Origin of the sequence: Mesorhizobium sp. CA16, assembly GCF_020165175.1 — a bacterium.
GTDB lineage: Bacteria > Pseudomonadota > Alphaproteobacteria > Rhizobiales > Rhizobiaceae > Mesorhizobium.
This window is the reverse complement of sequence record NZ_JAIUHP010000005.1, coordinates 75,842-99,166: the sequence shown is the minus strand read 5'-3', so window position 1 is coordinate 99,166 and position 23,325 is coordinate 75,842. Positions and strand designations below refer to the sequence as shown.

25 protein-coding genes and 1 pseudogene are annotated in these 23,325 nt (G+C 62.5%); 4 read left to right on the top strand and 22 right to left on the bottom strand.

What is annotated here, in order from left to right; all coding sequences use genetic code 11:
* Nucleotides 1-5: 5 nt before the first annotated feature.
* The 10 genes from LB525_RS09735 to LB525_RS09690 form a co-directional block, all read right to left on the bottom strand.
* The gene (locus tag LB525_RS09735; RefSeq protein ID WP_224544449.1) at nt 6-1,085 is read right to left on the bottom strand and encodes an ABC transporter ATP-binding protein; all 1,080 of its coding nucleotides are present in this window, start codon (nt 1,083-1,085) and stop codon (nt 6-8) included.
* A 39-nt stretch (nt 1,086-1,124) separates the two neighbouring features.
* Nucleotides 1,125-2,651 (bottom strand): glycerol-3-phosphate dehydrogenase, encoded by a 1,527-nt coding sequence (glpD, locus tag LB525_RS09730; protein ID WP_095765612.1) that lies wholly within the window; start codon nt 2,649-2,651, stop codon nt 1,125-1,127.
* A gap of 128 nt (nt 2,652-2,779) precedes the next feature.
* Complete coding sequence (locus LB525_RS09725; protein WP_140545843.1) at nt 2,780-3,547, bottom strand: DeoR/GlpR family DNA-binding transcription regulator; 768 nt, start codon at nt 3,545-3,547, stop codon at nt 2,780-2,782.
* Between the two features lie 126 nt (nt 3,548-3,673).
* Entirely contained in the window at nt 3,674-5,086 is a 1,413-nt protein-coding gene (locus tag LB525_RS09720) for a pyridoxal phosphate-dependent decarboxylase family protein (protein WP_224544448.1), read from the bottom strand.
* Nucleotides 5,087-5,145: 59 nt separating this feature from the next.
* Nucleotides 5,146-5,877: a peptidase gene (locus LB525_RS09715; RefSeq protein WP_095765311.1), complete on the bottom strand. Its 732-nt coding sequence runs from the start codon at nt 5,875-5,877 to the stop codon at nt 5,146-5,148.
* A gap of 32 nt (nt 5,878-5,909) precedes the next feature.
* Nucleotides 5,910-6,704 (bottom strand): transglutaminase domain-containing protein, encoded by a 795-nt coding sequence (locus LB525_RS09710; protein WP_224544447.1) that lies wholly within the window; start codon nt 6,702-6,704, stop codon nt 5,910-5,912.
* A gap of 20 nt (nt 6,705-6,724) precedes the next feature.
* Nucleotides 6,725-7,666 carry an alpha-E domain-containing protein gene (locus tag LB525_RS09705; protein ID WP_095765309.1) on the bottom strand — a complete coding sequence of 314 codons (942 nt, stop codon included), beginning with the start codon at nt 7,664-7,666 and terminating at the stop codon, nt 6,725-6,727.
* Nucleotides 7,667-7,729: 63 nt separating this feature from the next.
* Nucleotides 7,730-8,089: a four helix bundle protein gene (locus LB525_RS09700; protein ID WP_224544581.1), complete on the bottom strand. Its 360-nt coding sequence runs from the start codon at nt 8,087-8,089 to the stop codon at nt 7,730-7,732.
* Between the two features lie 67 nt (nt 8,090-8,156).
* Complete coding sequence (locus tag LB525_RS09695) at nt 8,157-9,569, bottom strand: circularly permuted type 2 ATP-grasp protein (protein WP_224544446.1); 1,413 nt, start codon at nt 9,567-9,569, stop codon at nt 8,157-8,159.
* Between the two features lie 169 nt (nt 9,570-9,738).
* Complete coding sequence (locus LB525_RS09690) at nt 9,739-9,975, bottom strand: Lrp/AsnC ligand binding domain-containing protein (RefSeq protein WP_040995065.1); 237 nt, start codon at nt 9,973-9,975, stop codon at nt 9,739-9,741.
* A gap of 214 nt (nt 9,976-10,189) precedes the next feature.
* Between LB525_RS09690 and LB525_RS09685 the strand changes: the two genes are divergently transcribed.
* Nucleotides 10,190-10,609 (top strand): DUF4864 domain-containing protein, encoded by a 420-nt coding sequence (locus tag LB525_RS09685; protein WP_224528943.1) that lies wholly within the window; start codon nt 10,190-10,192, stop codon nt 10,607-10,609.
* A gap of 19 nt (nt 10,610-10,628) precedes the next feature.
* Here LB525_RS09685 and LB525_RS09680 read toward each other — a convergent pair whose 3' ends face one another.
* From LB525_RS09680 to coaD, 8 genes are all read right to left on the bottom strand, one after another.
* Nucleotides 10,629-12,086, bottom strand: coding sequence for a hypothetical protein (locus LB525_RS09680; protein ID WP_224528945.1), 1,458 nt, complete (start codon nt 12,084-12,086; stop codon nt 10,629-10,631).
* A gap of 92 nt (nt 12,087-12,178) precedes the next feature.
* Complete coding sequence (tgt, locus tag LB525_RS09675; protein WP_224528948.1) at nt 12,179-13,309, bottom strand: tRNA guanosine(34) transglycosylase Tgt; 1,131 nt, start codon at nt 13,307-13,309, stop codon at nt 12,179-12,181.
* Nucleotides 13,302-13,571, bottom strand: coding sequence for a hypothetical protein (locus tag LB525_RS09670; protein WP_095765303.1), 270 nt, complete (start codon nt 13,569-13,571; stop codon nt 13,302-13,304). Before LB525_RS09670 ends, tgt begins: the two co-directional genes overlap by 8 nt.
* A complete protein-coding gene (gene queA, locus LB525_RS09665; RefSeq protein ID WP_224544445.1) occupies nt 13,561-14,649 on the bottom strand; it encodes a tRNA preQ1(34) S-adenosylmethionine ribosyltransferase-isomerase QueA in 1,089 nt (362 codons plus the stop codon). The genes LB525_RS09670 and queA overlap by 11 nt, the downstream gene beginning before the upstream one ends.
* A gap of 90 nt (nt 14,650-14,739) precedes the next feature.
* Nucleotides 14,740-15,189, bottom strand: coding sequence for a DMT family transporter (locus LB525_RS09660; RefSeq protein ID WP_095765301.1), 450 nt, complete (start codon nt 15,187-15,189; stop codon nt 14,740-14,742).
* Nucleotides 15,190-15,199: 10 nt separating this feature from the next.
* Nucleotides 15,200-15,712 (bottom strand): peptidylprolyl isomerase, encoded by a 513-nt coding sequence (locus LB525_RS09655; RefSeq protein WP_095765300.1) that lies wholly within the window; start codon nt 15,710-15,712, stop codon nt 15,200-15,202.
* 29 nt (nt 15,713-15,741) lie between these two features.
* Nucleotides 15,742-16,332 carry a peptidylprolyl isomerase gene (locus LB525_RS09650; protein WP_411909041.1) on the bottom strand — a complete coding sequence of 197 codons (591 nt, stop codon included), beginning with the start codon at nt 16,330-16,332 and terminating at the stop codon, nt 15,742-15,744.
* A gap of 18 nt (nt 16,333-16,350) precedes the next feature.
* The gene (gene coaD, locus LB525_RS09645; protein ID WP_140696281.1) at nt 16,351-16,851 is read right to left on the bottom strand and encodes a pantetheine-phosphate adenylyltransferase; all 501 of its coding nucleotides are present in this window, start codon (nt 16,849-16,851) and stop codon (nt 16,351-16,353) included.
* A 191-nt stretch (nt 16,852-17,042) separates the two neighbouring features.
* Between coaD and LB525_RS09640 the strand changes: the two genes are divergently transcribed.
* A complete protein-coding gene (locus LB525_RS09640) occupies nt 17,043-17,195 on the top strand; it encodes a hypothetical protein (protein WP_095765297.1) in 153 nt (50 codons plus the stop codon).
* A gap of 41 nt (nt 17,196-17,236) precedes the next feature.
* On the opposite strand, the gene gyrA is transcribed toward LB525_RS09640, so the two are convergent.
* Complete coding sequence (gene gyrA, locus LB525_RS09635; protein ID WP_224544444.1) at nt 17,237-20,023, bottom strand: DNA gyrase subunit A; 2,787 nt, start codon at nt 20,021-20,023, stop codon at nt 17,237-17,239.
* A gap of 163 nt (nt 20,024-20,186) precedes the next feature.
* Entirely contained in the window at nt 20,187-21,017 is an 831-nt protein-coding gene (locus tag LB525_RS09630) for an AraC family transcriptional regulator (RefSeq protein ID WP_224544443.1), read from the bottom strand.
* Nucleotides 21,018-21,102: 85 nt separating this feature from the next.
* Here LB525_RS09630 and LB525_RS09625 point away from each other — a divergent pair, with 85 nt between their 5' ends.
* Nucleotides 21,103-21,636: a hypothetical protein gene (locus tag LB525_RS09625; RefSeq protein ID WP_224544442.1), complete on the top strand. Its 534-nt coding sequence runs from the start codon at nt 21,103-21,105 to the stop codon at nt 21,634-21,636.
* Between the two features lie 148 nt (nt 21,637-21,784).
* The gene (locus LB525_RS09620; protein WP_140546758.1) at nt 21,785-22,414 is read left to right on the top strand and encodes a MarC family protein; all 630 of its coding nucleotides are present in this window, start codon (nt 21,785-21,787) and stop codon (nt 22,412-22,414) included.
* 52 nt (nt 22,415-22,466) lie between these two features.
* On the opposite strand, the gene LB525_RS09615 is transcribed toward LB525_RS09620, so the two are convergent.
* Complete coding sequence (locus LB525_RS09615) at nt 22,467-22,892, bottom strand: OsmC family protein (RefSeq protein ID WP_224544441.1); 426 nt, start codon at nt 22,890-22,892, stop codon at nt 22,467-22,469.
* 22 nt (nt 22,893-22,914) lie between these two features.
* Nucleotides 22,915-23,313, bottom strand: a pseudogene (locus LB525_RS09610) (DUF2306 domain-containing protein).
* Nucleotides 23,314-23,325 lie beyond the last annotated feature (12 nt).

Sequence of the window (23,325 nt, the reverse complement as noted above, 5' to 3'; positions counted from 1 at the left end):
TCTCCTCAGGCCGCCAGCTTCGACGCCGTCACGGCGCGGCCGTTATGGTCGAATACCATGATGTGGCGCGGATCGATGAACACCTCGACCTCGTCGTCCGTCTCGAAATCGAGAATACCATGCGCAAGCATCACCCAGCGCGCATCGGCGAAATCGAGATGGACGAAGCTTTCCGAGCCGGTGATCTCCGTGATGGTGACCTTGGCCCGCACCGGCACGGCGCCGGCGTTCGGCCGCTCCAGCGACAGATGATGCGGCTGGAAGCCGATCGTGTAGCTGGCGTCCGCAATGCCGGCGAGTTCCGTCGGCACCGGCAGCTTTACGCCGCCTTCGAGCAGGAAATCCGGCCCCTTCTTGGAGAGCACGATGGTATTGAGCGGCGGATCGGCGAAGGTCCGGGCCGTCACCAGGTCGACGGGCTTGCGGAACACTTCGACCGTCGAGCCAAATTGCGTGACGCGGCCTTCCGAGAGCGTTGCCGTGTTGCCGCCGAGCAAAAGCGCCTCGTGCGGCTCGGTCGTGGCATAAACGAAGATCGTGCCGGCCGCGGCGAAGATCTTCGGCAATTCGGCGCGCAATTCCTCGCGCAGCTTGTAGTCGAGATTGGCCAAAGGCTCGTCGAGCAACACCAGACTGGCATTCTTGACGATGGCGCGGGCAAGCGCGGTGCGTTGCTGCTGTCCGCCGGACAGGCTGAGCGGCGTGCGCTCGAGATAGGGCGTCAGCTTCAAGAGCGCCGCGGCGTTGCGCACCTCCTTGTCGATCATGGCCTGCTCGACGCCGGCGACCCGCAGCGGCGAGGCGATGTTCTCGTAGACGGTCATCGCCGGGTAATTGATGAACTGCTGGTAGACCATGGCGACGTTGCGCTTCTGCACCTTCTGTCCGGTGACGTCCTTGCCGTCGAACCAGACCGAGCCCGAAGTCGGCGCGTCGAGGCCCGCCATCAGCCGCATCAGGCTGGTCTTGCCGGAGAGCGTCGGCCCAAGCAGGACGTTCAGCGAGCCGTGCTGAAGCGTCAGCGACACGTCGCGGATATGCTCCTGCGCGCCGACGGTCTTCGTCACGTTCCTCAATTCCAGCATCACGCCTCCTCCCAGGCCTTGCGCATCAGCGGTCGATCCTCATTCCGCCGCCGCGACATGACGGCTGCTCAGTCCGCGCATGAATTCTTCCAATGCCGCCGTCTGCTCGCGGCTGAAATGCAGGCCGCGCTTGGTGCGGCGCCACAACACGTCCTCGGCGGTGACCGCCCATTCGTTTTCGGCCAGATAGCGAACTTCCGCCTCGAAAAGGTCGGCGCCGAAATTGCGGCCGAGATCGGCATTCGACTTGGCGAGCCCGAGCAGCCTTTCCGCCCGCGTGCCGTAGAGCCGGGTGAAGCGGCGCGCCAGCCGCTGGTCGAGGAACGGATAGGCGCTCTTCAACCTGGCAACCTGGGCATCGAAGCCGGTCGCGGCGAAATCGCCGCCGGGCAGCGGCGCATCATGCGTCCACGGCCTGCCGCGCTTGCCGAGAAAACCTTCGATCTTCTCCAACATCGATTCCGCCAGCCGGCGGAAGGTGGTGATCTTGCCGCCGAAGGCGTTGAGCAAGGGGGCAGAACCCTCCCCGCCATCGGCCTTCAGCACATAATCGCGCGTTGCTTCCTGCGCCTTCGAAGCGCCGTCGTCATAGAGCGGGCGCACCGCCGAATAGGTCCAGACGATATCCGACCGCTTCACCGGCTGCGCGAAATATTCGCTTGCCGCCGCGCACAGATAGTCGATCTCGGCGTCGGAGATCTTCACCTCATGCGGATCGCCCGGATAGTCGCGATCGGTGGTGCCGATCAGCGTGAATTCTTCCTCGTAAGGAATGGCGAAGATGATGCGGCCATCCTTGTTCTGGAAGAAATAGGCGCGCGGATCGTCGAACTTCTTTCCGACTACGATATGGCTGCCCTGGACGAGGCGGACATTGTGGACGTCGTTCTGGCCGACGGCGGTCGAGAGCACGTGATCAACCCAGGGGCCGGCAGCGTTGACGAGAAGCCGCGCGCGAACTTCTTCGGTATCACCGGTGAGCACATTCTGCACTTTCACGGCCCAAAGCGCACCGTCGCGCCGCGCGCTGACGACTTTTGTGCGGGTGCGGATAATGGCACCCCGATCGGCGGCGTCACGCGCGTTCAGCGCCACCAGGCGCGCGTCGTTGACCCAACCGTCCGAATACTCGAAAGCCTTGCGGAACAAAGGCTTGAGCGGCTTGCCTGCCGGATCGCGGGCCATGTCCAGCGTCTTCGTCGCCGGCAGCAGCTTGCGCCCGCCGATATGATCGTAAAGGAACAATCCCAACCGGATCAGCCAGGCGGGCCTGAGGCCCTTGGCATAGGGCAGCACGAAGCGCATCGGCCAGATGATGTGCGGCGCGTTCTTCCACAGAACCTCGCGCTCCATCAGCGCTTCGCGCACCAGCCGGAATTCATAGAATTCGAGATAACGCAGGCCGCCATGGATGAGCTTGGTCGAACCGGAGGAGGTCCCGCTGGCGAGATCGTTCATTTCGGCAAGGTAAACTGAAAATCCGCGGCCAACGGCATCGCGGGCTATGCCGCAGCCGTTGATGCCGCCGCCGATGACGAAAATGTCATGAATCGGATATGCGTCCAAAGATTCCTCCAACGATTTCGCATTGCACCATTTTTGTGTTTTACGAAACCGTGACGGAATTATTTCGAACTCAAAGCGAATGTCAAACGAAATATCGCAGCCGGCTGAGCAAGCCGTCGAGGCGTGCCTTATTCGAACGCTGTCTCGATCAGCCGGACTTCGGTTTCCTCGCAAATCCTGCGAATCGACGGGATCTCGCAACGATCGGTTATGAAGGTATTCACCTGCGAAAGATGGCCAATCCGGACCGGCGCGGTGCGTTCGAATTTCGTCCGGTCGGAAACCAGGATGACGTGGCGGGCATTTGCGATGATGGCCTGCGCAACCTTCACCTCGCGGAAATCGAAGTCGAGCAGCGCGCCGTCATGATCGATCGCCGAGGCGCCGATGACGGCGTAGTCGACCTTGAACTGGCGGATGAAATCGACGGCTGCCTCGCCGACAATGCCGCCGTCGGAACCGCGCACAACGCCGCCGGCAATCACCACCTCGATCGTGGGGTAGATGCGCATCCTATTGGCAACATTGATATTATTAGTGATGACCATAAGCCCGTTATGGTCGAGCAGCGCCTTGCTGACGGCCTCGGTGGTGGTGCCGATATTGATGAACAGCGAGGCATTGTCAGGAATCAGCCGCGCCGCCGCGCTGCCGATCGCCTCCTTCTCGTCGGCGGCAATCTTGCGGCGTGCCTCGTACTCCATGTTCTCGATGCCGGACGGGAACAGCGCACCGCCATGGATACGGGTCAGCAGGCGCTGATCGCACAGATCGTTGAGGTCCTTGCGGATGGTCTGCGGCGTCACGTTGAAATGCGTCGCCAGGTCATCGACCAGCACCCGGCCATGGTCTTTCGCCCTCTGGATGATCTCGGCATGGCGTGGCGAAAGAAACATTGCGCGTCCTCCATTTTCGTTTTTTCCCGTCTATATCGGAAAACGAAAGCGAAGAAAAGGTATAAGCCGGCTAACGAAAATCACCTGATTAAAAAAGGCAAACCAGTGTGGAACAGGTCTGCTGCCTCAGGATAAGCGCCGCGCAATCTCGGTTATGACGTCGAACGCCGCATCGACATCTGCCGCCGTCGACTCGAACTGCCCCGCCTGAAAGCGGATCGCTACGCGCCCATCGACCCGCGTTTGAGTCAGGTAAATGCGGCCGTTGGTGTTGATGGCGTCGACGAGGCGGAGGTTGTGCTCGTCAGGGTCGGCGCCTGCCACCGTGCGGTGCCGGAACGAGAACAGCGAAAGCATTGGCTCGCTGACGAGCTCGAAATCCTCTTCCCCGGCAAGGCGCGCGGCAAGCCCTGCGCTCCAGGCGACATGGTTGCGGATCATGGTGCGCAGGCCCTCGAGGCCATGGGCGCGCAGCAGGAACCAAAGTTTCAGGGCGCGGAAGCGGCGGCCGAGCGGCACCGACCATTCCGAATAGTTGATGATGCCGTCATGACCCAGCGTCTTCAGAAACTCCGGCTTGATGGCCAGCGTGCGCACCAGATCTTCCGGCTGGCGCACGAACTGGATCGAGCAATCGAACTGCGCGCCGAGCCACTTGTGCGGATTGAAGACAATGGAATCGGCGCCTTCGACGCCGGCCCAGAAATGCCGGTATTCCGGGCAGATCATCGCCGACCCTGCCCAGGCGGCGTCGACATGGAGGTAAAGCCCGTGCCGCTGAGCGACCGCGGCCACCGCCGCGATGTCGTCCGTGCCGCCGGTGCTGGTGCCGCCGACGCAGGCGATGATGCCCGCGGGCAGCAGGCCGGCCTTGCGATCGGCAACGATCGCGGCCTCGAGCGCGTGCGTATCCATGGCGCGAAAACGTCCGGCGACCGGGATGCGGACAAGGTTGTCCTCGCCGATGCCGGAGACCCAGATGGCTCGGTCGATCGAGGTATGGACCTGGTCGGAGGAATAGACGCGTAGCTTCGCCTGCCCGGCCAGCCCCTTTTTGTTGCCCTGCCAGTCAAGCGCCCGCTCGCGCGTGGTGAGCACCGCCGCAAGCGTCGCCGAGGAAGCCGAATCCTGGATGACGCCGGAAAAGCCCACGGGCAGGCCGAGCGCCTGGCGCATCCAGTCGACGATGCGCGTTTCGAGTTCGGTCGCCGCCGGCGAGGTCTGCCACAGCATGCATTGCGCGGCCATCGCAGAGACCAGATATTCGGCCACCACCGAAACCGGCGCTGCATTGGCGGGAAAATAGGCGAAGAAGCGCGGATGCTGCCAATGCGTCATGCCCGGCACGATCTTTTCTTCGAAGTCGGCGAAGATCCTGTCCATCGGCTCCGGCATTTCGGGCGGCGACGCCTCGATGCTTCTGAAAATCTCGCCCGGCGCGATCGCCGGCCGCACCGGACGGTCGCGCAGGTTGGCGCGATAGTCGGCGCCCCAGTCGGCGGCGCGCCTCGACCAATCGCGGAATTCGTCGCTGTCCATATTTTCCCTCCCCAGCGGCCGTCGAAGATACCGGCCGGTCGAACCGCTCTCGCAAAGCCCTATCCCGGAAAGTCCGGCAGATTTGAAAAAGCGATTTTCAGCGCGTTGGACCAGCCGTCCGATATGGTGCGGTAGTAAGGATCATCATGGCCGATCCGTCGGTTCAGCCCCACACTGAGCGCATCCTGTTCCAGGAACAGCAGATCGAGCGGCAGCCCGACCGAGAGGTTGGATTTCAGCGTCGAGTCGAACGACACCAGAAGCAGCTTCACCGTTTCGGCCAGGCTCATTGCCCGATCATAGGCACGGATGATGATCGGCTTGCCGTATTTCGTCTCGCCGATCTGGAAGAAAGGCGTGTCGTCGGTCGACTCGATGAAATTGCCTTCCGGATAGATCATGAACAGTCTGGGCGGGCTGCCCTTGATCTGGCCGCCGAGGATGAAGGAGGCATTGAAGTAAGAATCCGCCTTGTCGCCATTCGGCGAGGCATGCTCTATCACTTCCTTCACTGTATCGCCGACCAGCCGCACCGTCTGGTACATAGAGGGAGTTTCGAGCAGCTTCGGATGACGGTCGCTGACCGCCTTGTTACGCTCGTCGAGCAGGCTGACAACGGCCTGCGTCGTGGCAAGGTTGCCCGCCGACATCAGCACGATGACGCGCTCGCCGGGCTGTTCCCACACATGCATCTTCTTGAAGGTCGAGATCGAATCCATGCCGGCATTGGTGCGCGTGTCCGACATGAACACGAGCCCGCTATCGATCTTGAGGCCGACGCAATAGGTCATGATTGCTCTTCTGCTAGCGATTCCGGCGCAGATTACTGCTCTACCGTAACGGTGACGGCAAGCTTCTCTTGCGCCTGCCCCAGCAGTATCCCCGACACCGGCGAGGCATCGCGATAGTCACGCCCCGTCGCCACCCGCACATAGCGTTCGTCGGGAGAGATACCGTTCGCCGGGTCGAAGGCAACCCATCCGAGTCCCACGACATAGGCCTCGGCCCAGGCATGGCTTGCCGCCTGCTCGACGGCCGTATCCATCATCAGGTAGCCGCTGACATAGCGTGCGGGAAAGCCGAGGGCGACGGCAGCGGCGATGAAGATGTGGGAGTGGTCCTGGCAGACGCCGGACTTCAATGCGAGCGCCTCCTCCGCCGGCGTCACGACACTGGTCGTGCCCGGCCTGTAGGCGACGCGTTCGCCGATAGCGCCCATCAGCCGGTGCAGTCGCTCGATCTCGGTGCCCTGGCCCAGCGTGCCGGCCAGTTCACGTATGCCCTCGCCGGCGGCGGTGAGTGGCGTCGGCTGTCCGAACAGCCAGAGCGGCGCAAAGCCCTGATGCGGACCCGTCACGCCCGCCGTATCATGCGTGGTCACGTCTCCGGCTGCCTCGACGGTGATCGAATTCTTGCCGCTCTCGGCGCTCACCAGCCGCGTCTCGTTGCCGAAATGGTCGGTGAAGCGCACCTCCTCGCGCGCGCCTTCGACCTTGATCGCCCAGGAGCCGACGGTCTGCGTGCGCCCGTTGGAAGGCCAAAGGCGCAGCCGCTGCAGCAGACACTGCACCGGCTGATCGTAGCGGTACTCGGTACGATGGGTGATCTTGAGCCGCATAACGCTCGCCTCGGCTGTGCTCAATAGAACCGGTAGTCCTGGGCGATCTCGTCGCCCAGCCTGGTGTTGTCGCGAATGAACTCGGCCAGGAACTCGTGCAGGCCATGATCGAATATGTCCTTGATCGAACCCCTCTTGAGCAGCGCCTGGATCTTCTCGGCCGTGCCATGGCAGGCATGGCGTTCACCGTAATCGTCGGCGAGGAATTTCAAATGCTCGCCGAGGAAGCGGTAGCAGAAAGTCAGCGAGCGCGGCATGCGCACGTTGAGGATCAGATAGTCGGCGATATTCGTCGGCTTGTAGTCGGCTTCATAAACCCAGCGATAGGAACGGTGCGCCGACACCGAGCGCAGGATCGATTCCCACTGATAGTTGTCGAGCGTCGAGCCGACCCAGGACAGCGACGGCAGCAGCACATAATATTTCACGTCGAGGATGCGCGCCGTGTTGTCGGCGCGTTCGACATAGGTGCCGAGCTGCGAGAAATCGAAAATCTCATTGCGCAGCATGGTGCCGTAGAAGGAACCGCGGATCAGCGCCGTCTCACGCTTGATTGCATCGAGGACCGTCGGCAGGTCGCGTTCGTCGATCGGCCTTGCCAGCATGCGCTTCAGCGACATCCAGGCTTCGTTGATGCTTTCCCAGGTCTCGCGGGTCAGCGCCGTGCGCACCATGCGGGCATTGTTGCGCGCCGTCTCGATCGACGACATCGTGCTCGACGGGTTCGAGGTGTCGCGTAGCAGGAAGTCCGAGACGTTGGCGGCGGTATAGTCCTGGTACTTCTGGCTGAAGGCGATGTCCGAGCCGGCGCTGAGCAGGACCGAGTTCCATTCCTCCGAAGCGCTCTGCGTGCGCGTCAGCGCCATGCGCAATCCCGCATCGACCAGGCGCGCCATGTTTTCGGCCCGCTCGATATAGCGGTTCATCCAGTAGAGACCGTTTGCGGTGCGGCCCAAAAGCATATCAGCTTGCTCCGGTGTCGAGCGAATAGCGAATAGCGAGTAGCGAATAGGGAGAAAAAGACTTCATGACTTTTGCTGCAGGCTCCGGATCATCGAACGTAGCATCTTTCCTATTTCGTCAGTTTGGCCAAGCAAGCTGGCGACCTTCGCTTCGACCATCAGCCCAACCTCTCCGCACAGGATGAGATGTGTCTCCAACTCTTTCAGAGAGCCCTGCGCTACCCGAAGAAATTGAATGAAAGCTCCCGTATTTTCTCTTCCGTGACCTTCCGCAACATTCGCTGCAATGGAAGCCGCCGAGCGTCTTATCTGAGAGATCATTCCGTACGCTTCGCTGTTTGGAAAAGCTTTCGTGGCCGAATAGCAATCCACGGCCAACCTCAAAGCCGCCTTCCAAACAATCAGATCTCTGTAGGAATTGATTGCCGTCGTATCCCCCTTTTCCCTACTCGCTATTCGCTACTCGCTATTCGCTACTCTCTATTCGCTCTTAATCATCCAGCACCCACGTATCCTTCGTCCCGCCCCCCTGTGAGGAATTGACCACCAGGGACCCCTCCTTGAGCGCGACGCGTGTCAAACCGCCCGGCACAATCTGGATACGATCCGAAACCAGCACATAAGGCCGAAGGTCGACATGGCGCGGCGACAGGCCCTTTTCGGTCAGGATCGGGCAGGTCGACAGCGCCAGCGTCGGCTGGGCGATATAGTTCGAGGGCTTCGCCTGCAGCTTCTTGGCGAACGCCTCACATTCTTTCTTGGTCGCCGCCGGACCGACCAGCATCCCGTAGCCGCCCGAGCCGTGCACTTCCTTGATCACCAGCTCCCCGATGTGCTCGAGCACATATTTCAGGCTGTCCGGCTCCGAGCAGCGCCAGGTCGGGATGTTGCCGAGGATCGCCTTGCGGCCGGTGTAGAACTCGACGATCTCCGGCATGTAGGAATAGATCGCCTTGTCGTCGGCGATGCCGGTTCCCGGCGCGTTGGCGATGGTGATGTTGCCGGCGCGGTAGACATCCATGATGCCGGGCACGCCGAGCGCGGAATCCGGCCGGAAGGTCAGCGGATCGAGGAAGTTGTCGTCGACGCGCCGGTAGAGCACGTCGATCTGCTTGTAGCCTTCGGTCGTGCGCATCGCCACATGGCCGTCGACGACACGCAGGTCCTGCCCTTCGACGAGTTGCACGCCCATCTGGTCGGCAAGGAACGCATGTTCGAAATAGGCCGAATTGTACGAACCCGGCGTCAGCACCGCGATGGTCGGCGCACCCTTGCTGCTTTGCGGCCGCACCGCGGCCAGCGACTGGCGCAGGAGTTGCGGGTAGTTCTCGACCGGCCGAACCTTGATCTTCTGGAACAGCTCCGGAAAGAGCTGCATCATCGTCTCGCGGTTCTCCAGCATGTAGGAGACGCCCGACGGCGTGCGGGCATTGTCCTCCAGCACGTAGAATTCGTTCTCCGAGATGCGGACGATGTCGACGCCGATAATGTGGGTGTAGACGCCGGCCGGCGGCCTGACCCCGATCATCTCCGGCAGGAACGCCTCGTTCTTCGCGACAAGCTCCCTCGGCACGCGCCCGGCACGCAGGATCTCCTGGCGGTGATAGATGTCATCGAGAAAGGCGTTCAGCGCCTGCACGCGCTGCTCGATGCCTTGCGTCAGCCGGCGCCATTCCTGGCCGGAGAGGATGCGCGGGACGATGTCGAAAGGGATCAGCCGCTCGGAAGCTTCCTGCTCGCCATAGACGGCAAAGGTAATGCCGGTCTTGCGGAAGACGCGCTCGGCATCCTGCATTTTCTGGGTAAGCCTGGCTGGGTCCTGCTCCTTCAGCCAGCGATCGTAAGCCTCATAAGGTCTTCTCAATCCGGAAACTTCCGGAAGCATTTCGTCGAACGCTGCCAATCGCGTACTCCCCTCTGAGACCATTTCACTGGCCTCGCCGGAGAAAATCAAGCGCAATCGGAGATTTAGGAAGCCGCGGCGGCCACTCTATGCAAATTGCCTAGAATCAAGGCACGGACAGCAAGGCTGGGTCAGCTCCTGCTTTCCGGCGGGGCACAGACAGGCCCGGTCAGAACGCCCGGAAGGTCACAATGGTGAAGGTGTCCTTGATTCCAGGCAGAATCTGCACCCGCTCGTTGACGAAATGGCCAACGTCTTCCTCGTCGTCGATATAAAATTTGGCAAGCAGGTCGTAATTGCCCGCGGTCGAGTAGATCTCGGAGGCGATTTCGGCATCGGCGAGCGCGCTGGCGACCTCATAGGACTTGCCCAGGTCGCACTTGATCTGCACGAAAAATGCCTTCATTGCCCGGTCCTGCCAGCCTGCTTCATGAATAAGCGGCCCTTGTGGCAGACTGCTGCCCGGCTTTCAAGCTTCCCGCGCCGCACACCTCGAAGAGTACCTGATCCCGCTTCCCGACGCTGAAATGGTGAAATCTTCGCATCCCGGTGAAACCACGCCATGGCGCGATGCGTATGTTAGATTGCATTCGCCAAAGCGAATTCCGGGGAGGCAGGCCATGCGCCGCGCTTTGTTCGCACTTGCTCTTGTTCCGATGTTGATAGCCTCGCTTGCTTTCGCCGGCGACGCTGAGATCAAGGCCGCGCAGACAGTCATCGACAGCCAGTTGAAGGCCTTCGTCGCCGATGACGGCGCCACCGCCTACAGCTTCGCCGCGCCGAACGTGAAGCAGATCTTTCCGACCGTCGACACCTTCATGAACATGGTGACGAACGGCTACGCGCCGGTGCGCAAGCCCCGATCCTATTCCTTCGGCAAGGTCGAGCAGACCGGACCCGGCTCGATCATCCAGCAGGTGCTGATCATCGGGCCCGACGGCAAGGATTATGAGGCGGTCTATACGCTGCAGCAACAAGCGGACGGCAGCTTCAAGATCACCGGCTGCAGCCTGCGCGCCTCGACTTCGGTCAGTACCTGAGCCCGACCGGCATGACCGCTCAATCTCGGCGGCTATACAGTGTCCAGCCCATACCGGAGAGGCCCCAGAAGGTCGAGGCTCCGGCTCGTTCGTAGGCAAGCGCGCAATCGAAATCCACGCGCTCCGGCTGTTTTTGGGTATCGCCTTCGAGAATCAGCCAGTCCGCGCGTCCGGCGCAAATCTTGTCCTGGGTGACGAGCGATGCCTGGCGGCCGATGCGCGCAGCGAAATAATCGACCACCATGCCGGTGCGGAAATCGGCGTTGGTGGCATATGTGGCGGCGCCGCTCTTTGTCATCTCGTCCACCATCCCGGAATAGGAACCGCGCCCATGCTCATAGAAATGGGCCAGCAACGCCGCGTTGCCGCCGGCCACAAGAACGAGCATCCCGGCGGCAAAAAGCCTTCTCTTACCGCCGGCGTCGAAGCCGCGTCCGATCAAGTCTCCGGCCCAAAGCAGCAACAAGGTTCCGCTGACAATGAAATAGCGCGGGAATTCAACATTCGGCAGATGCGCCGCCGCCATTATGGCGGGCAGCCCGACGACGCCGATGGCATAAAGGCTGGCCCGGCGATCGCGCGAGACGCCTGCATGTGCCAAGACCAGGATGCAGGTCACCGCGACCCACGTCCAGTCGCCGATCCAGTCCGGCAGGCCGAAAAGATAGCGGATCATTCCGCCATAACCGGCGGCGAATTTCTCGAGCGAGAAAGAGGAAAAACCGCCGATATTGAAGCTGAACCATCGTGCGCCTACAAGCATTGCCGCGGCAAGCGGAAGCACGGCAAGGAAAGCAGGCAGAAAGGCCTGGACGACCTCCTTGTTGACGACAATCAGACTGCGGCTGCCTCGCCAGCTCAGCCACGCCGTCCAGGCCGTTAGCACCACCACCGTTTCGACCATTGTCAGGTGGGAAAGGAAGCCAAGCAGAATTGCGACAGCAAGAGCGACGCCGTACGCACCCCGCTTGTCGAACCAGCGCTCCAGAAGAGCCACCGCAACGAGTGTGAACAGCGCCAGGCCGGCATAGCCACGTGCCTCCGAGCCGTAGTGAACCATCGGATAGCTCAACGCAAACAGCAGCGCCGACCCAATCATTGCCCAACGTCCGCGCGATATCGCCGCGGCTGCAATGACGGTGCATCCGCTGAGCGTTATTGAGAAGCCGCGCTGGACCAGCGGCGCGGCATCGGGCCCGACGACATACTGGTATATCGAGTTGAGAAAGTGGTTGTTGTCGTGGTTCACACGCCAGAATATCTGGTCGATCGAGGTCAGCGGCTTCAGCAGCGTGATGCTCCAGATCTCGTCGTGCCAGAGATCCCCGCGCGCGCCGAGCAGGCGCAAGATAAGGCCGACAAGCACGACCCCTGAAATTACAAGTAATAGACTGTAACTCCATTGCTGGGTCGCCGCAGAACCTGGCCGGTAAAAATTAGCGCTTGCTGCTTTATGGTCGACGATCGACGCGTCCATCTTTACCAAAGTCGTGCCGCCCCTTGCCTCGATATGGCAAGGCATACTTACTCTTGATCTGATTTATGAAAGGTTTTCCGACGGCTTCCTGATCAAAGGACCGGGATATCGCCCCGCGCCCAGCCTTCGGTAATCGCGGCGGCGCGCGCTTCGAAAGCCTGCGTCTCGATGGCTGTTCGGACGTCCTGCATCAGCCTCTGATAATAAGACAGGTTGTTCCAGGTGAGCAGCATGGCGCCGAGCGCTTCCTGCGAGCGCACCAGGTGATGCAGGTAGGCGCGCGAATAATCGCGCGCGGCCGGGCAGTCGCTTTCCTCGTCGAGCGGGCGCGGATCGTCGGCATGGCGGGCGTTCCTGAGATTGACCTTGCCGCGGCGCGTGTAGGCAAGGCCATGGCGGCCGGCGCGGGTCGGCATCACGCAGTCGAACATGTCGATGCCGCGCGCCACCGATTTCAGGATATCGTCCGGCGTGCCGACGCCCATCAGGTAGCGCGGTCTGTCGGCCGGCAGCTCCGGGCAAGTGATGTCGAGCATCTCCAGCATCACCGGCTGCGGCTCGCCGACCGCGAGCCCGCCAACCGCATAGCCTTTCAGATCCATCGCTTTCAGCGCCTGGGCGGAGCGCACGCGCAAGGCTGCGCTGTCGCCGCCCTGGACGATGCCGAACATCGCCTTGCCCGGCTGGTCGCCGAACGCCGCCTTGCAGCGCTCCGCCCAGCGCAGCGACAATTCCATGGCGCGCTCGATCTCCTCGGGCTTGGCCGGCAGCGCCGTGCATTCGTCGAGCTGCATCTGGATGTCGGAATCGAGCAGTCCCTGGATTTCGATCGATCGCTCCGGCGACATCTCGTAGGGAGCGCCGTCGATATGCGAGCGGAAGGTGACACCCTGTTCGGTCAGCTTCCTGAGCTTCGACAGCGACATGACCTGAAAGCCGCCGCTGTCGGTCAGGATCGGATGCGGCCACCGCGCGAACTCATGCAGGCCGCCGAGCCGGGCCACGCGCTCGGCGCCTGGTCGCAGCATCAGATGGTAGGTGTTGCCGAGGATGATGTCGGCGCCGACCCCGCGCACCTGGTCCATATACATGGTCTTGACGGTGCCGCCGGTGCCGACCGGCATGAAGGCCGGCGTGCGGATCTCGCCGCGCGGCATTGAGACCAGGCCGCGCCGCGCCTTGCCATCGGTGGCAAGCACCTGAAATGAAAAAGTGTCAGCCATTGAATTCCTTGTCGTGCTCCGGCGCGCCGGGCGCCTGCTCGTCGAGCGACTGCCGATAGCGGATGCAGCCGCGCATGAATTTCGGCCATGGCGGCACGGCGATCGCCGGCTCGGTCCTTTCCGGCAAAAGCTCCCAGAGGTCAGGATGATGCCAGCACAGATCATGCCCTGTCGCGTCGCGATGCGCGCGAATGCCGGCGCGCAGTTTCTTCACCTGCGCGATCAGCGTATCGCGGTCCATGCTGTCGAGGTCATCGTCCATTGCTCGTCTCCGTACGAAAAAGCAGGCTTGCGTCTCCATAGGAGTAGAACCTGTAGCGGTTCTCGATGGCATGCCCATAGGCCGAGCGCATCGCCTCCAGCCCGCTGAAGGCCGAGACCAGCATGAACAGCGTCGAGCGCGGCAGATGGAAATTGGTTATCAGTATATCGGCCGTACGGAAGCGATAGCCGGGCGTGATGAAGATGTCGGTTGGTCCGGACCAGGGCTCGATCCTGCCGTCGTCGCGCGCCGCGCTCTCCAAGAGCCGCAGCGATGTCGTGCCGACGCAGATGATCCGGCCTCCCCGCGCCTTGGCCGCGTTGAGCGCCGCCGCCGTCTCCGGGCTTACCGAGCCGGTCTCGGCATGCATCTTGTGGTCGGTCGTGTCGTCGGCCTTCACCGGTAAAAAGGTGCCGGCGCCGACATGCAGCGTGACGAAGCGGCGCTCGATGCCCTTGGCGTCGCGCCCCGCGAACAGCTCCGGGGTGAAATGCAGGCCAGCGGTAGGCGCGGCGACCGCGCCTTCCTCGCGCGCATAGATCGTCTGATAATCGGCGCGGTCGCGCTCGTCGTCCTCGCGCTTCGACGCAATGTAGGGCGGCAGCGGGATATGCCCGACGGCATGCAGCGCCTCGTCGAGAAAGGCGCCCGACAGATCGAAGCCGAGCAGCGCTTCGCCGCCCTCGCCTTTTTCAAGCACCGTGGCGTCGAGCCGGCCCAGAAAGCAGGAACTGCCGTCATGGCCGAACTGGATGCGGTCGCCGGCGGCGATGCGCTTGCCCGGCCGCATGAAGGCCAGCCAGCGGTCGGGACCGGTGCGCATGTGCAGCGTCGCCTCGACCTGCGCCGCCGCTTCGCCGCGCAGCCTGATGCCCTTCAATTGCGCCGGGATGACTTTGGTGTCGTTGAACACCAGCACGTCGCCGGCCTCGAGCAGCGACGGCAGGTCCCGGACCGTCCGGTCCTCGAAACCGGTGTCCGGCCTCACCACCAGCAGCCGAGCGCTGTCGCGCGGCTCGGCCGGCCTGAGCGCGATGCGGTCTTCGGGAAGATCGAAATCGAAGAGGTCCACTTTCATGCCTGCGGCAATAACCCGATCGCCGCGCTCTCGCCACCGTCTTGTTGCCGCGCCTTGCGAGCAATTGCCGTCGAACGAAACAGCCGACGCTCAGGTCAGCCGCACCAGCAGCGCTCCGGCCAAGAGCAGCACAGCGCCGGCGACGCGGCCAAGCGAGATTTCGCGCACCGCCACGCCAAGGAAGCCGGCGCGGTCGATCAGCATGCCGGCGATCAGCTGACCGGCGACCAGGAAGGCCATCAGCGCCGCCGCGCCGATGCGTGGCGTGAGGATCGTCGACAGCGTCACATAGAAGCCGCCGAGCATGCCGCCGGCGACGAACAGCCAGGGCGCCGGCGCCTTCCAGTCGAGCGAGATGCCCTGCAGCTTCACCACCGAAATCGAGATGATGCCAAGCACGATGGCACCGGACAGGAAGGAAAAGGCGGCGGCCGCGACCGGAAGGCCGAGGCCCTTAGCCAATTGCGAATTGATCGGCGCCTGGATGGCGATGAAGGCGCCGGACAGGATGCCGAGCAGAGACCAGACAGCGCCCATCATGGTTCCGCCTTTACTTGACGTCTGCCGCGACTTTCAGCGACACGATCTTGTCGGGATCCTGCACCGGCTCGCCGCGCTTGATCTTGTCGACATTCTCCATGCCTTCGATGACCTGGCCCCAAACCGTGTACTGGCGGTTGAGGAAGGCCGCGTCGTCGAAGCAGATGAAGAACTGCGAGTTCGCCGAGTTCGGGTTCTGGGCCCTAGCCATCGAGCAGGCGCCGCGGCCGTGATTGGCGTTGGAGAACTCGGCCTTGAGGTCCGGCTTGTCGGAGCCGCCCATGCCCGCGCGCGACGGCGCATAAGTGGGCTTGCTCGAATTGCCAAACTTGACGTCGCCGGTCTGCGCCATGAAGCCGTCGATGACGCGGTGGAACACCACGCCGTCATAGGCGCCTTCGCGCGCCAGCTCTTTAATGCGCGCAACATGGCCGGGCGCAAGCTCGGGATACATTTCGATGACGACCGGGCCCTTGGTCGTTTCCATGATGAGCGCGTTCTCGCGGTCTTTGATCTCAGCCATGTCGGAAAATCCTTTGAAAATTGAGGGAGTTACTTGCTGTCGGCGGCGATGCGAACCTTGATCATGCGGTCGGGGTCGGTGACCGTGCCGTTGTCGGGCTCGTCGCCCTTCTTGATCTTGTCGACGAGATCCATGCCGCCGACCACCTTGCCGACGATGGTGTACTGGCCGTCGAGGTTCGGCGCCGGCGCGAACATGATGAAGAATTGCGAGTTGGCCGAGTTCGGGTCCTGCGAACGGGCCATGCCGACCACGCCGCGCGCGAACTGCTCGCTCTGCGAAAACTCGGCCGGCAGGTCGGGAAGATCGGAGCCGCCGGTGCCGACGGCTTCAGGGTTGAACCCCTTCTTCATGTTGCCGAATTTGACGTCGCCGGTCTGCGCCATGAAGCCGTCGATGACGCGGTGGAAGGCGACGTTATCGTAAGCGCCGTCGCGCACCAGCTTCTTGATCTGCGCGACATGCTTGGGCGCCAGATCGGGACGCAACGCGATGGTCACGTCGCCGTTCTTGAGCGTGATGATCATGGTGTCTTCCTTGTCGGCGGCGACGGCCGGCAAGGACGCCGCGAAAAGGCCGGCAACCACGACAAGGAACGAAGCGAGCTTCTTCAGCTGCATGGGTATCTCCGGGAAAACCTATTTGGTGAACTTGGCGGCGAGCGCGCCGGCAACGGCCGCAGGCACGAACGGGCGGATATCGCCGCCCATCGACGCAATCTGGCGCACAAGTGTGGCGGTAATGGTGCGCACCGAAGGGCTGGCGGGCAGAAAAACCGTCTGCAATTCCGGCGCCATCGTCTCGTTCATGCCGGCCATCTGCATTTCGTAATCGAGGTCGGTGCCGTCGCGCAGCCCCCGGATCATGATCGAGGCGCCGTGCTTGCGGGCCGCGTCGATGACCAGCCCATCGAAGGACACGACCTTGATACGATCGCTGTCGCGACCGAATTCGGCCTTGGTTGCGGCCTCGATCAACTCAACGCGTTCCTCGAAGGAAAACAACGGCTTCTTGCCCGGATGAATGCCGATCGCCGCATAGACGGTATCGGCCACCGCCAGCGACGCTTTAAGCACATCGAGATGGCCATTGGTCAGCGGGTCGAAAGAGCCGGCGTAAAGGGCGGTGCGTTCCGTCATGGCAGGCTTCTAGCGAGCCTCTCGGACAAAGGCAAATCTCATTAATTGCATTGCCGTGAACCTTTTCGCGCCGATGAACGACAGATGAATGCGGCAATCACGAACATTTCACGCAGCGTTCACTAGGTTGCCGCTTCAAGAGGTGAAACCAAATCCCCACCTCATCGTTGTACGCCCAGGAGAACACGCAAATGCTGATCTACATGCTTGCCACTGCAATGACCATTGTGATGCTGATCGCGACTGCATTCGGGTTGCATCAGGAAGCAGCGCGAGTGCGCGTCAAGGCCAATACCAAGCGGCTCGATGGTTTCGCCCATCGCAACGTCTACCGTCGCCACTGATCATGATCGCACCGGCCCAGAGAGGCCGGTGAAGCTTGAACCTATTCGCCTTCGCCCATGTCGTCGGTGCCGGTCTCGCTTGAAGCCACGTCTTCGGCCTCTTCGTCCGACTGCGGTTCCGAAATCCGCTCCACCGATACAACCTTCTCGCCTTCGGCCGTGTTGAAGATCGTCACGCCCTTAGTGGCCCGGCTGGCGAAGCGTATGCCGTTGACCGGCACGCGGATGACCGTGCCGCCGTCCGAAACCAGCATGATCTGATCGTCATTGCCGACCGGGAACGTCGCGACCAGCCGGCCGATCTCGGCTACCTTCGACACATCGGTGGCGCGGATACCTTTGCCGCCGCGGCCCGTCAGCCGGAAATCGTAGGACGACGAGCGCTTGCCGTAGCCATATTCGGTCACCGTGAGCACAAGCTTCTCATGCGCCTTGAGGAACTCGTAGCGCTCCTCGGAAAGCTCGGCTTCCTCGCCGATTTCCTCATTGGTGAGCGCGATCTCCTCCTCCTCGCCGGCTCCGCCGGCGGCAAGCCTGCGCTCCGCCGCGGCGCGCTTCAGATAGGCCGCGCGCTCTGCTGGCGACGCATCGACGTTCTCGATGATGGACATCGAGATGATGCGGTCGGTCTCGGCCATGGTTATGCCGCGCACGCCGACGGAATTGCGGCTCTGGAACACACGCACATCGGAGACCCGGAAACGGATGCACTGGCCGGAATTCGCGGTCAGAAGCACATCGTCATTGTCGGTGCAGGTCTCGACGCCAAGGATCTCGTCGCCCTCTTCCTCCAGCTTCATGGCGATCTTGCCGTTGCGGTTGACCTGGACGAAGTCGGACAGCTTGTTGCGGCGCACGGTGCCGCGCGTGGTCGCGAACATCACATCGAGCTCGCCCCAGCTGGTTTCGTCCTCCGGCAGCGGCATGATCGTCGTAATGCGCTCGCCCTGCTCGAGCGGCAGCATGTTGATCAGCGCCTTGCCGCGCGATTGCGGGTTTCCGATCGGCAGCCGCCAGACCTTTTCCTTGTAGACGATGCCGCGCGAGGAGAAGAACAGCACCGGCGTGTGCGTGTTGGCGACGAACAGGCGGGTGACGAAATCCTCTTCCTTGGTCGACATGCCGGAGCGGCCCTTGCCGCCGCGGCGCTGCGCCCGGTAGAGTGAAAGCGGCACGCGCTTGATGTAGCCGGAATGGCTGACGGTGACGACCATGTCCTCGCGCTGGATCAGGTCCTCGTCTTCCATATCCGAACCGCCGTCGGTCAGCTCGGTGCGGCGCGGTGTGCCGAACTCGTCGCGGACCGCGACCAGCTCGTCCTTGACGATCTGCTGGATACGCGCGCGCGATGACAAAATATCAAGGAAATCGACGATTTCAGCCCCGATCTGGTTCAATTCGTCGGCGATCTCGTCGCGGCCGAGCGCGGTCAGGCGCTGCAGGCGCAGGTCAAGAATGGCGCGCGCCTGTTCCTCGGACAGATTATAGGTGCCGTCCTCGTTGATGCGATGGCGCGGATCGTCGATCAGCTGGATCAGCGGAGCGACGTCGTGTGACGGCCAGCGCCGCTCCATCAACTGCTCGCGCGCCGTCTGCGGATCCGGCGCTGTGCGGATCAGCTTGATCACCTCGTCGATATTGGCGACCGCAATCGCCAGACCGACCAACACATGCGCCCGCTCGCGCGCCTTGCGCAGCAGATACTTCGTGCGACGGCTGACGACTTCCTCGCGGAAGCCGACAAAGGCCTTCAGCATGTCGATCAGCGTCAGCACTTCCGGCTTGCCGCCGTTGAGCGCCACCATATTGGCGCCGAACGAGGTTTGCAGCGGCGTGAAACGGTAGAGCTGGTTGAGGACAACGTCGGCTACGGCGTCGCGCTTCAACTCCACGACGACGCGGTAGCCCTGGCGGTCGCTCTCGTCGCGGATGTCGGAAATGCCCTCGATGCGCTTGTCGCGCACCAGCTCGGCCATCTTCTCGATCATCGAGGCCTTGTTCACCTGATAGGGAATCTCGGTGACGACGATGGATTCGCGGTCATTGCCGCGCTGCTCGATCTCGACGCGGCCGCGCATGACGATCGAGCCGCGGCCCGTCGAATAGGCATTGTAGATGCCCGAACGGCCAAGCACGATGCCGCCGGTCGGGAAATCCGGACCGGGCACGATCTCCATCAGCGCCGTCAGGTCGATCGCCGGATTGTCGATGAGAGCGATGGCGCCGTTGCAGACCTCGACGAGATTGTGCGGTGGGATGTTGGTGGCCATGCCGACGGCGATACCGCCGGAGCCATTGACCAGAAGGTTCGGGAAACGGGCCGGCAGTACCTTGGGCTCGCTGCCGGAGGCATCGTAAGTATCCTGGAAATCGACGGTTTCCTTGTCGATGTCCTCCAAGAGCTCATGCGCGACCTTGGTCAGCCTGGACTCGGTGTAGCGCATCGCCGCCGGCGGATCGCCGTCGATCGAGCCGAAATTGCCCTGACCGTCGATCAGCGGCACGCGCAGCGACCAGTCCTGCGCCATGCGCACCAGCGCGTCATAGATCGAGGCGTCGCCATGCGGATGGTATTTACCCATCACGTCGGCGACCGGGCGGGCCGATTTCACATATTTGCGGTTCCAGTGGTAGCCGCTCTCATGCGAGGCATAGAGGATGCGGCGATGCACCGGCTTCAGGCCGTCGCGCACGTCGGGCAGCGCACGGCTGACGATCACGCTCATGGCGTAATCGAGATAGGAGCGCTGCATCTCCTCGATGATCGAAATCGGCTCGATGCCGGTGGGGCCGCCGTCCGGCCCGCGCGGTGTCTTCTGGTCGGTCAAATCAGGTCACAATCCAGTCGGGAATCACTCACCGCTTATATAGGAAGCCTCGCCGAAACTCCAATGTCGGCCGGACTTTTCCAGAGACAATTTTGATGGCAATTTCAAATGGATATCGCTGATTGCGACGATATGGCCAAGGTCGATTTCGCTTCAGCCGGCGTCAGCGCCCTCTGGTCCGTCTGGCGCGATAGGCGCCGGGAGCTTGTCCCATCTCGCGCCGGAACCGGCGGTTGAAGGTCGACAGATCGTTAAAGCCGGCATCGAAGGCGATCGTCGAGATCGCCGCGCCCGAGCTGCGCAGACGCACCGCGGCGCGGTGCAGCCTCGTCCTCAGCAGAAACTGATAGGGCGTCATGCCGGCAACCTGCCGGAACGTGCGCAGGAAGTGAAACGGGCTTGTCGCCACGCCGGCGGCGAGCTTGGTCAGCGACAATGGTCGATCGGCGTTGAGCTCGATCAGCCGCACCGCCTCGGCAACGCGTTTCTGGTCGCGGCGGCTGGGCGCCCGGCCAGCTGTGGAAGTGTCGGCCGCAGCCGTGGCGACCGCCCCGGCCATGCGCAGGCCGAGTTCCTCGAATGCGTCGCCGTCGCCCGCTTCCCGTGCCGCCTCCGCCTCGGCCAGCAGAGGCGCCAGCGCCGGCAAGGGCGGCAGGCGCGGATCGGCAAAGCCGAGCCGTTTCACATCCGGCAGGTCGGCCAGGACGCGCTCCAGATAGGCCGGCGAAAAATGGAAGGAGAGGCAGCGGTCGCCGGCGCCGTGCTCATGCCCGCATTCATAGCAGGCGCCGGGATTGCCGAGCAGGATGGCGCCCGGCGCCAGCATCGCCGTCCCCTGGCGCGTGCGGTAGCGGAACGCGCCCCTGGTCACGGCGGCAACGCAAAAGCTGCAATGCTCTTCCTCGAATGGCTTGTCGCCGGCGACGGCCGTGCACACCACGTCGGACACCTGCCAGCCATGTCCGGAAGCCAGAGTTTTCTGCGCGGTCGTCATGGCTGAAAGATAGCAATTTTTCCCAAGCGCAGAACCCTGCCATACCGCTATTGCTGGCCCTCTCCTGACAAACGAGGCAGCAACAATGACCGATCCCTTTGCCGAGGCCCTGCACAGCGACGGCCCAAAACCGGACCTTGCCGAAAAGCTGAAACTCTATGGCCGCTTCATCGGCGCATGGACGTTCGATGCCACACGCATTCTGGAGGATGGCACAAGGCTCACGGGTCGCGGCGAAGTGCATTTCGGTTGGGTTCTCGAAGGCCGCGCCGTGCAGGACGTCTGGATCTTGCCCGCGCGGAACACCGGGACCCAGACTTCGCTCGGAGCATGGACCTTCTACGGCACCACATTGCGTGTCTACGATCCGGGCGCCGACGCCTGGCACATCTTCTGGAGCGACCCGCGCAACCAGTATTACAGCCGCCAACTCGGCCGCGCCGAGGACGGCACGATCGTCCAGGTCGGTGCCGACGGCACCGGCGCGTCTGTGCGCTGGAGCTTTTCACGCATTACCGAAAACTCGTTTCGCTGGCTCGGCGAGCGCTCGCATGATGGCGGCGCGACCTGGCGCATGGAGGTCGAGTTTCTAGCTCGTCGCCTAAATGAACCTCAATAGCGATCGAAAACCCGTAAGGAATTGAAAGTAGCGATCCTTCGCGCCTGCTTTCGCAGCTTCGCACACCATTTCCTTCCGCTTTCCAGCGCCGCGGCTTTGCTCTACCAATTGCAAAACCTGGGCTTCGCCCGGCGGGAGGGGACCAGCGATGCCGAGTTTCGACAGCCTGTTCAACGCGTTCGTCACCATCCTGGTGACCATCGACCCGCCGGGACTGGCGCCGCTGTTCCTTGCCGTGACGCGCGGCATGAACCGTGACGAGCGCCAGCAGGTTTCGGTCCGCGCCTCGGTGATCGGTTTCCTGGTCATGGCGTTGTTCGCGATTGCCGGCGCCTCGATCCTGTCGGTGTTCGGCATAACGCTGCCGGCCTTCCGCGTCGCCGGCGGCTTCCTCTTGTTCTTCATCGCCTTCGAAATGGTGTTCGAGCGCCGTCAGGACCGTAAGGAGAAGATCGGCGACGTCGCCATCACCAAGGACATGATTCACAACATCGCCGCCTTCCCGCTGGCAATCCCGCTGATCGCCGGTCCGGGCGCCATCTCGGCAACCGTACTGCTATCGGGCTCCTTCCAGGGTTTTGGCGCACAGGCGGCGCTGGTCGGGATCATAGCGATCTGCCTGGTGATCACCTTTCTGGTTTTCGTGCTGTCCGAGCGTATCGACCGCATCCTCGGCCAGACCGGCCGCTCGATCCTGACCCGTCTGCTCGGCGTCATCCTCGCGGCGCTTGCCGTTCAGTTCGTGGCGGACGGCATCAAGGCGCTGATGGCCGCTTGAACAAGTATCCTACTGCCTACTGCCTACTGCCTACTGCCTACTGCCTACTGCCTCACTTCGCCGCCGTCTCGACCACCTCGAAATCATGCGTGATCGTCGCGGTCTTTGCCATCATGGCACTGGCCGAGCAGTATTTCTCGATCGACAGATCGATCGCGCGTTTCACCTTGTCGTGCGACAGGGCTCTGCCCTTGACGATGAAATGCATGTGGATGCGGGTGAACACCTTTGGATCGGCTTCGGCTCGGTCGGCGTCGAGCTCGACCACGCAATCCTCGACCGCCTCCCGGCCCTTCTCGAGGATGTGCACGACATCATAGGCCGAGCAGCCGCCGGTGCCGATCAGCACCAGTTCCATCGGGCTCGGTCCCGGCGTCTTCCCATCCGGCCTGTGCGCCGTGCCCAGCACGACCTTGTGGCCGCTGCCGGACTCGCCGACGAAGGTGCGTTCCTCGACCCATTTGATGCGTGCTTTCACGTTGATCTTCCTTGAGAAATTCTTACTGGCCGAACACGACGGCGTGCATGATCCGGCCGGGCAGCAGCGTGAAAATGCCGGCGCCGACCAGCGCGAACAGATAGAGCTTGATCATGGCGCCGCGATGCGCGGTTACCTTATGCATGTGCGCATACCAGGTCGCCAGCGGCACGGTGACCAGCACCAGGATCGACAACAGATGGATCGGGCTGAACGAACCGACGAGCCGGATCTACTGGATCCAGAAACTCGATATGGCGATGACCAGCATCAACGCCACGCAGGTGTAACCCAGCACACGATGACGCACAGTACCTTTCGGCAGCGCCAGCTGGGCGCCGCCGATGGCCAAAGCGGCAAAGGCCGCGAATGCATGCCACGGAATGGGAGGCGACGCCGACAGAAGCGGTCCGAGCGACATCACGCCTTCCCC

Excerpts from the sequence above, each read along its gene's own strand:
- LB525_RS09735 (WP_224544449.1), bottom strand. The coding sequence starts at position 1,085 with ATGCTGGAATTGAGGAACGTGACGAAGACCGTCGGCGCGCAGGAGCAT.
- LB525_RS09725 (WP_140545843.1), bottom strand. The coding sequence starts at position 3,547 with ATGTTTCTTTCGCCACGCCATGCCGAGATCATCCAGAGGGCGAAAGAC.
- LB525_RS09720 (WP_224544448.1), bottom strand. The coding sequence starts at position 5,086 with ATGGACAGCGACGAATTCCGCGATTGGTCGAGGCGCGCCGCCGACTGG.
- LB525_RS09715 (WP_095765311.1), bottom strand. The coding sequence starts at position 5,877 with ATGACCTATTGCGTCGGCCTCAAGATCGATAGCGGGCTCGTGTTCATG.
- LB525_RS09710 (WP_224544447.1), bottom strand. The coding sequence starts at position 6,704 with ATGCGGCTCAAGATCACCCATCGTACCGAGTACCGCTACGATCAGCCG.
- LB525_RS09705 (WP_095765309.1), bottom strand. The coding sequence starts at position 7,666 with ATGCTTTTGGGCCGCACCGCAAACGGTCTCTACTGGATGAACCGCTAT.
- LB525_RS09690 (WP_040995065.1), bottom strand. The coding sequence starts at position 9,975 with ATGAAGGCATTTTTCGTGCAGATCAAGTGCGACCTGGGCAAGTCCTAT.
- LB525_RS09685 (WP_224528943.1), top strand. The coding sequence starts at position 10,190 with ATGCGCCGCGCTTTGTTCGCACTTGCTCTTGTTCCGATGTTGATAGCC.
- LB525_RS09680 (WP_224528945.1), bottom strand. The coding sequence starts at position 12,086 with ATGGACGCGTCGATCGTCGACCATAAAGCAGCAAGCGCTAATTTTTAC.
- tgt (WP_224528948.1), bottom strand. The coding sequence starts at position 13,309 with ATGGCTGACACTTTTTCATTTCAGGTGCTTGCCACCGATGGCAAGGCG.
- LB525_RS09670 (WP_095765303.1), bottom strand. The coding sequence starts at position 13,571 with ATGGACGATGACCTCGACAGCATGGACCGCGATACGCTGATCGCGCAG.
- queA (WP_224544445.1), bottom strand. The coding sequence starts at position 14,649 with ATGAAAGTGGACCTCTTCGATTTCGATCTTCCCGAAGACCGCATCGCG.
- LB525_RS09660 (WP_095765301.1), bottom strand. The coding sequence starts at position 15,189 with ATGATGGGCGCTGTCTGGTCTCTGCTCGGCATCCTGTCCGGCGCCTTC.
- LB525_RS09655 (WP_095765300.1), bottom strand. The coding sequence starts at position 15,712 with ATGGCTGAGATCAAAGACCGCGAGAACGCGCTCATCATGGAAACGACC.
- LB525_RS09650 (WP_411909041.1), bottom strand. The coding sequence starts at position 16,332 with ATGCAGCTGAAGAAGCTCGCTTCGTTCCTTGTCGTGGTTGCCGGCCTT.
- coaD (WP_140696281.1), bottom strand. The coding sequence starts at position 16,851 with ATGACGGAACGCACCGCCCTTTACGCCGGCTCTTTCGACCCGCTGACC.
- LB525_RS09640 (WP_095765297.1), top strand. The coding sequence starts at position 17,043 with ATGCTGATCTACATGCTTGCCACTGCAATGACCATTGTGATGCTGATC.
- LB525_RS09630 (WP_224544443.1), bottom strand. The coding sequence starts at position 21,017 with ATGACGACCGCGCAGAAAACTCTGGCTTCCGGACATGGCTGGCAGGTG.
- LB525_RS09625 (WP_224544442.1), top strand. The coding sequence starts at position 21,103 with ATGACCGATCCCTTTGCCGAGGCCCTGCACAGCGACGGCCCAAAACCG.
- LB525_RS09620 (WP_140546758.1), top strand. The coding sequence starts at position 21,785 with ATGCCGAGTTTCGACAGCCTGTTCAACGCGTTCGTCACCATCCTGGTG.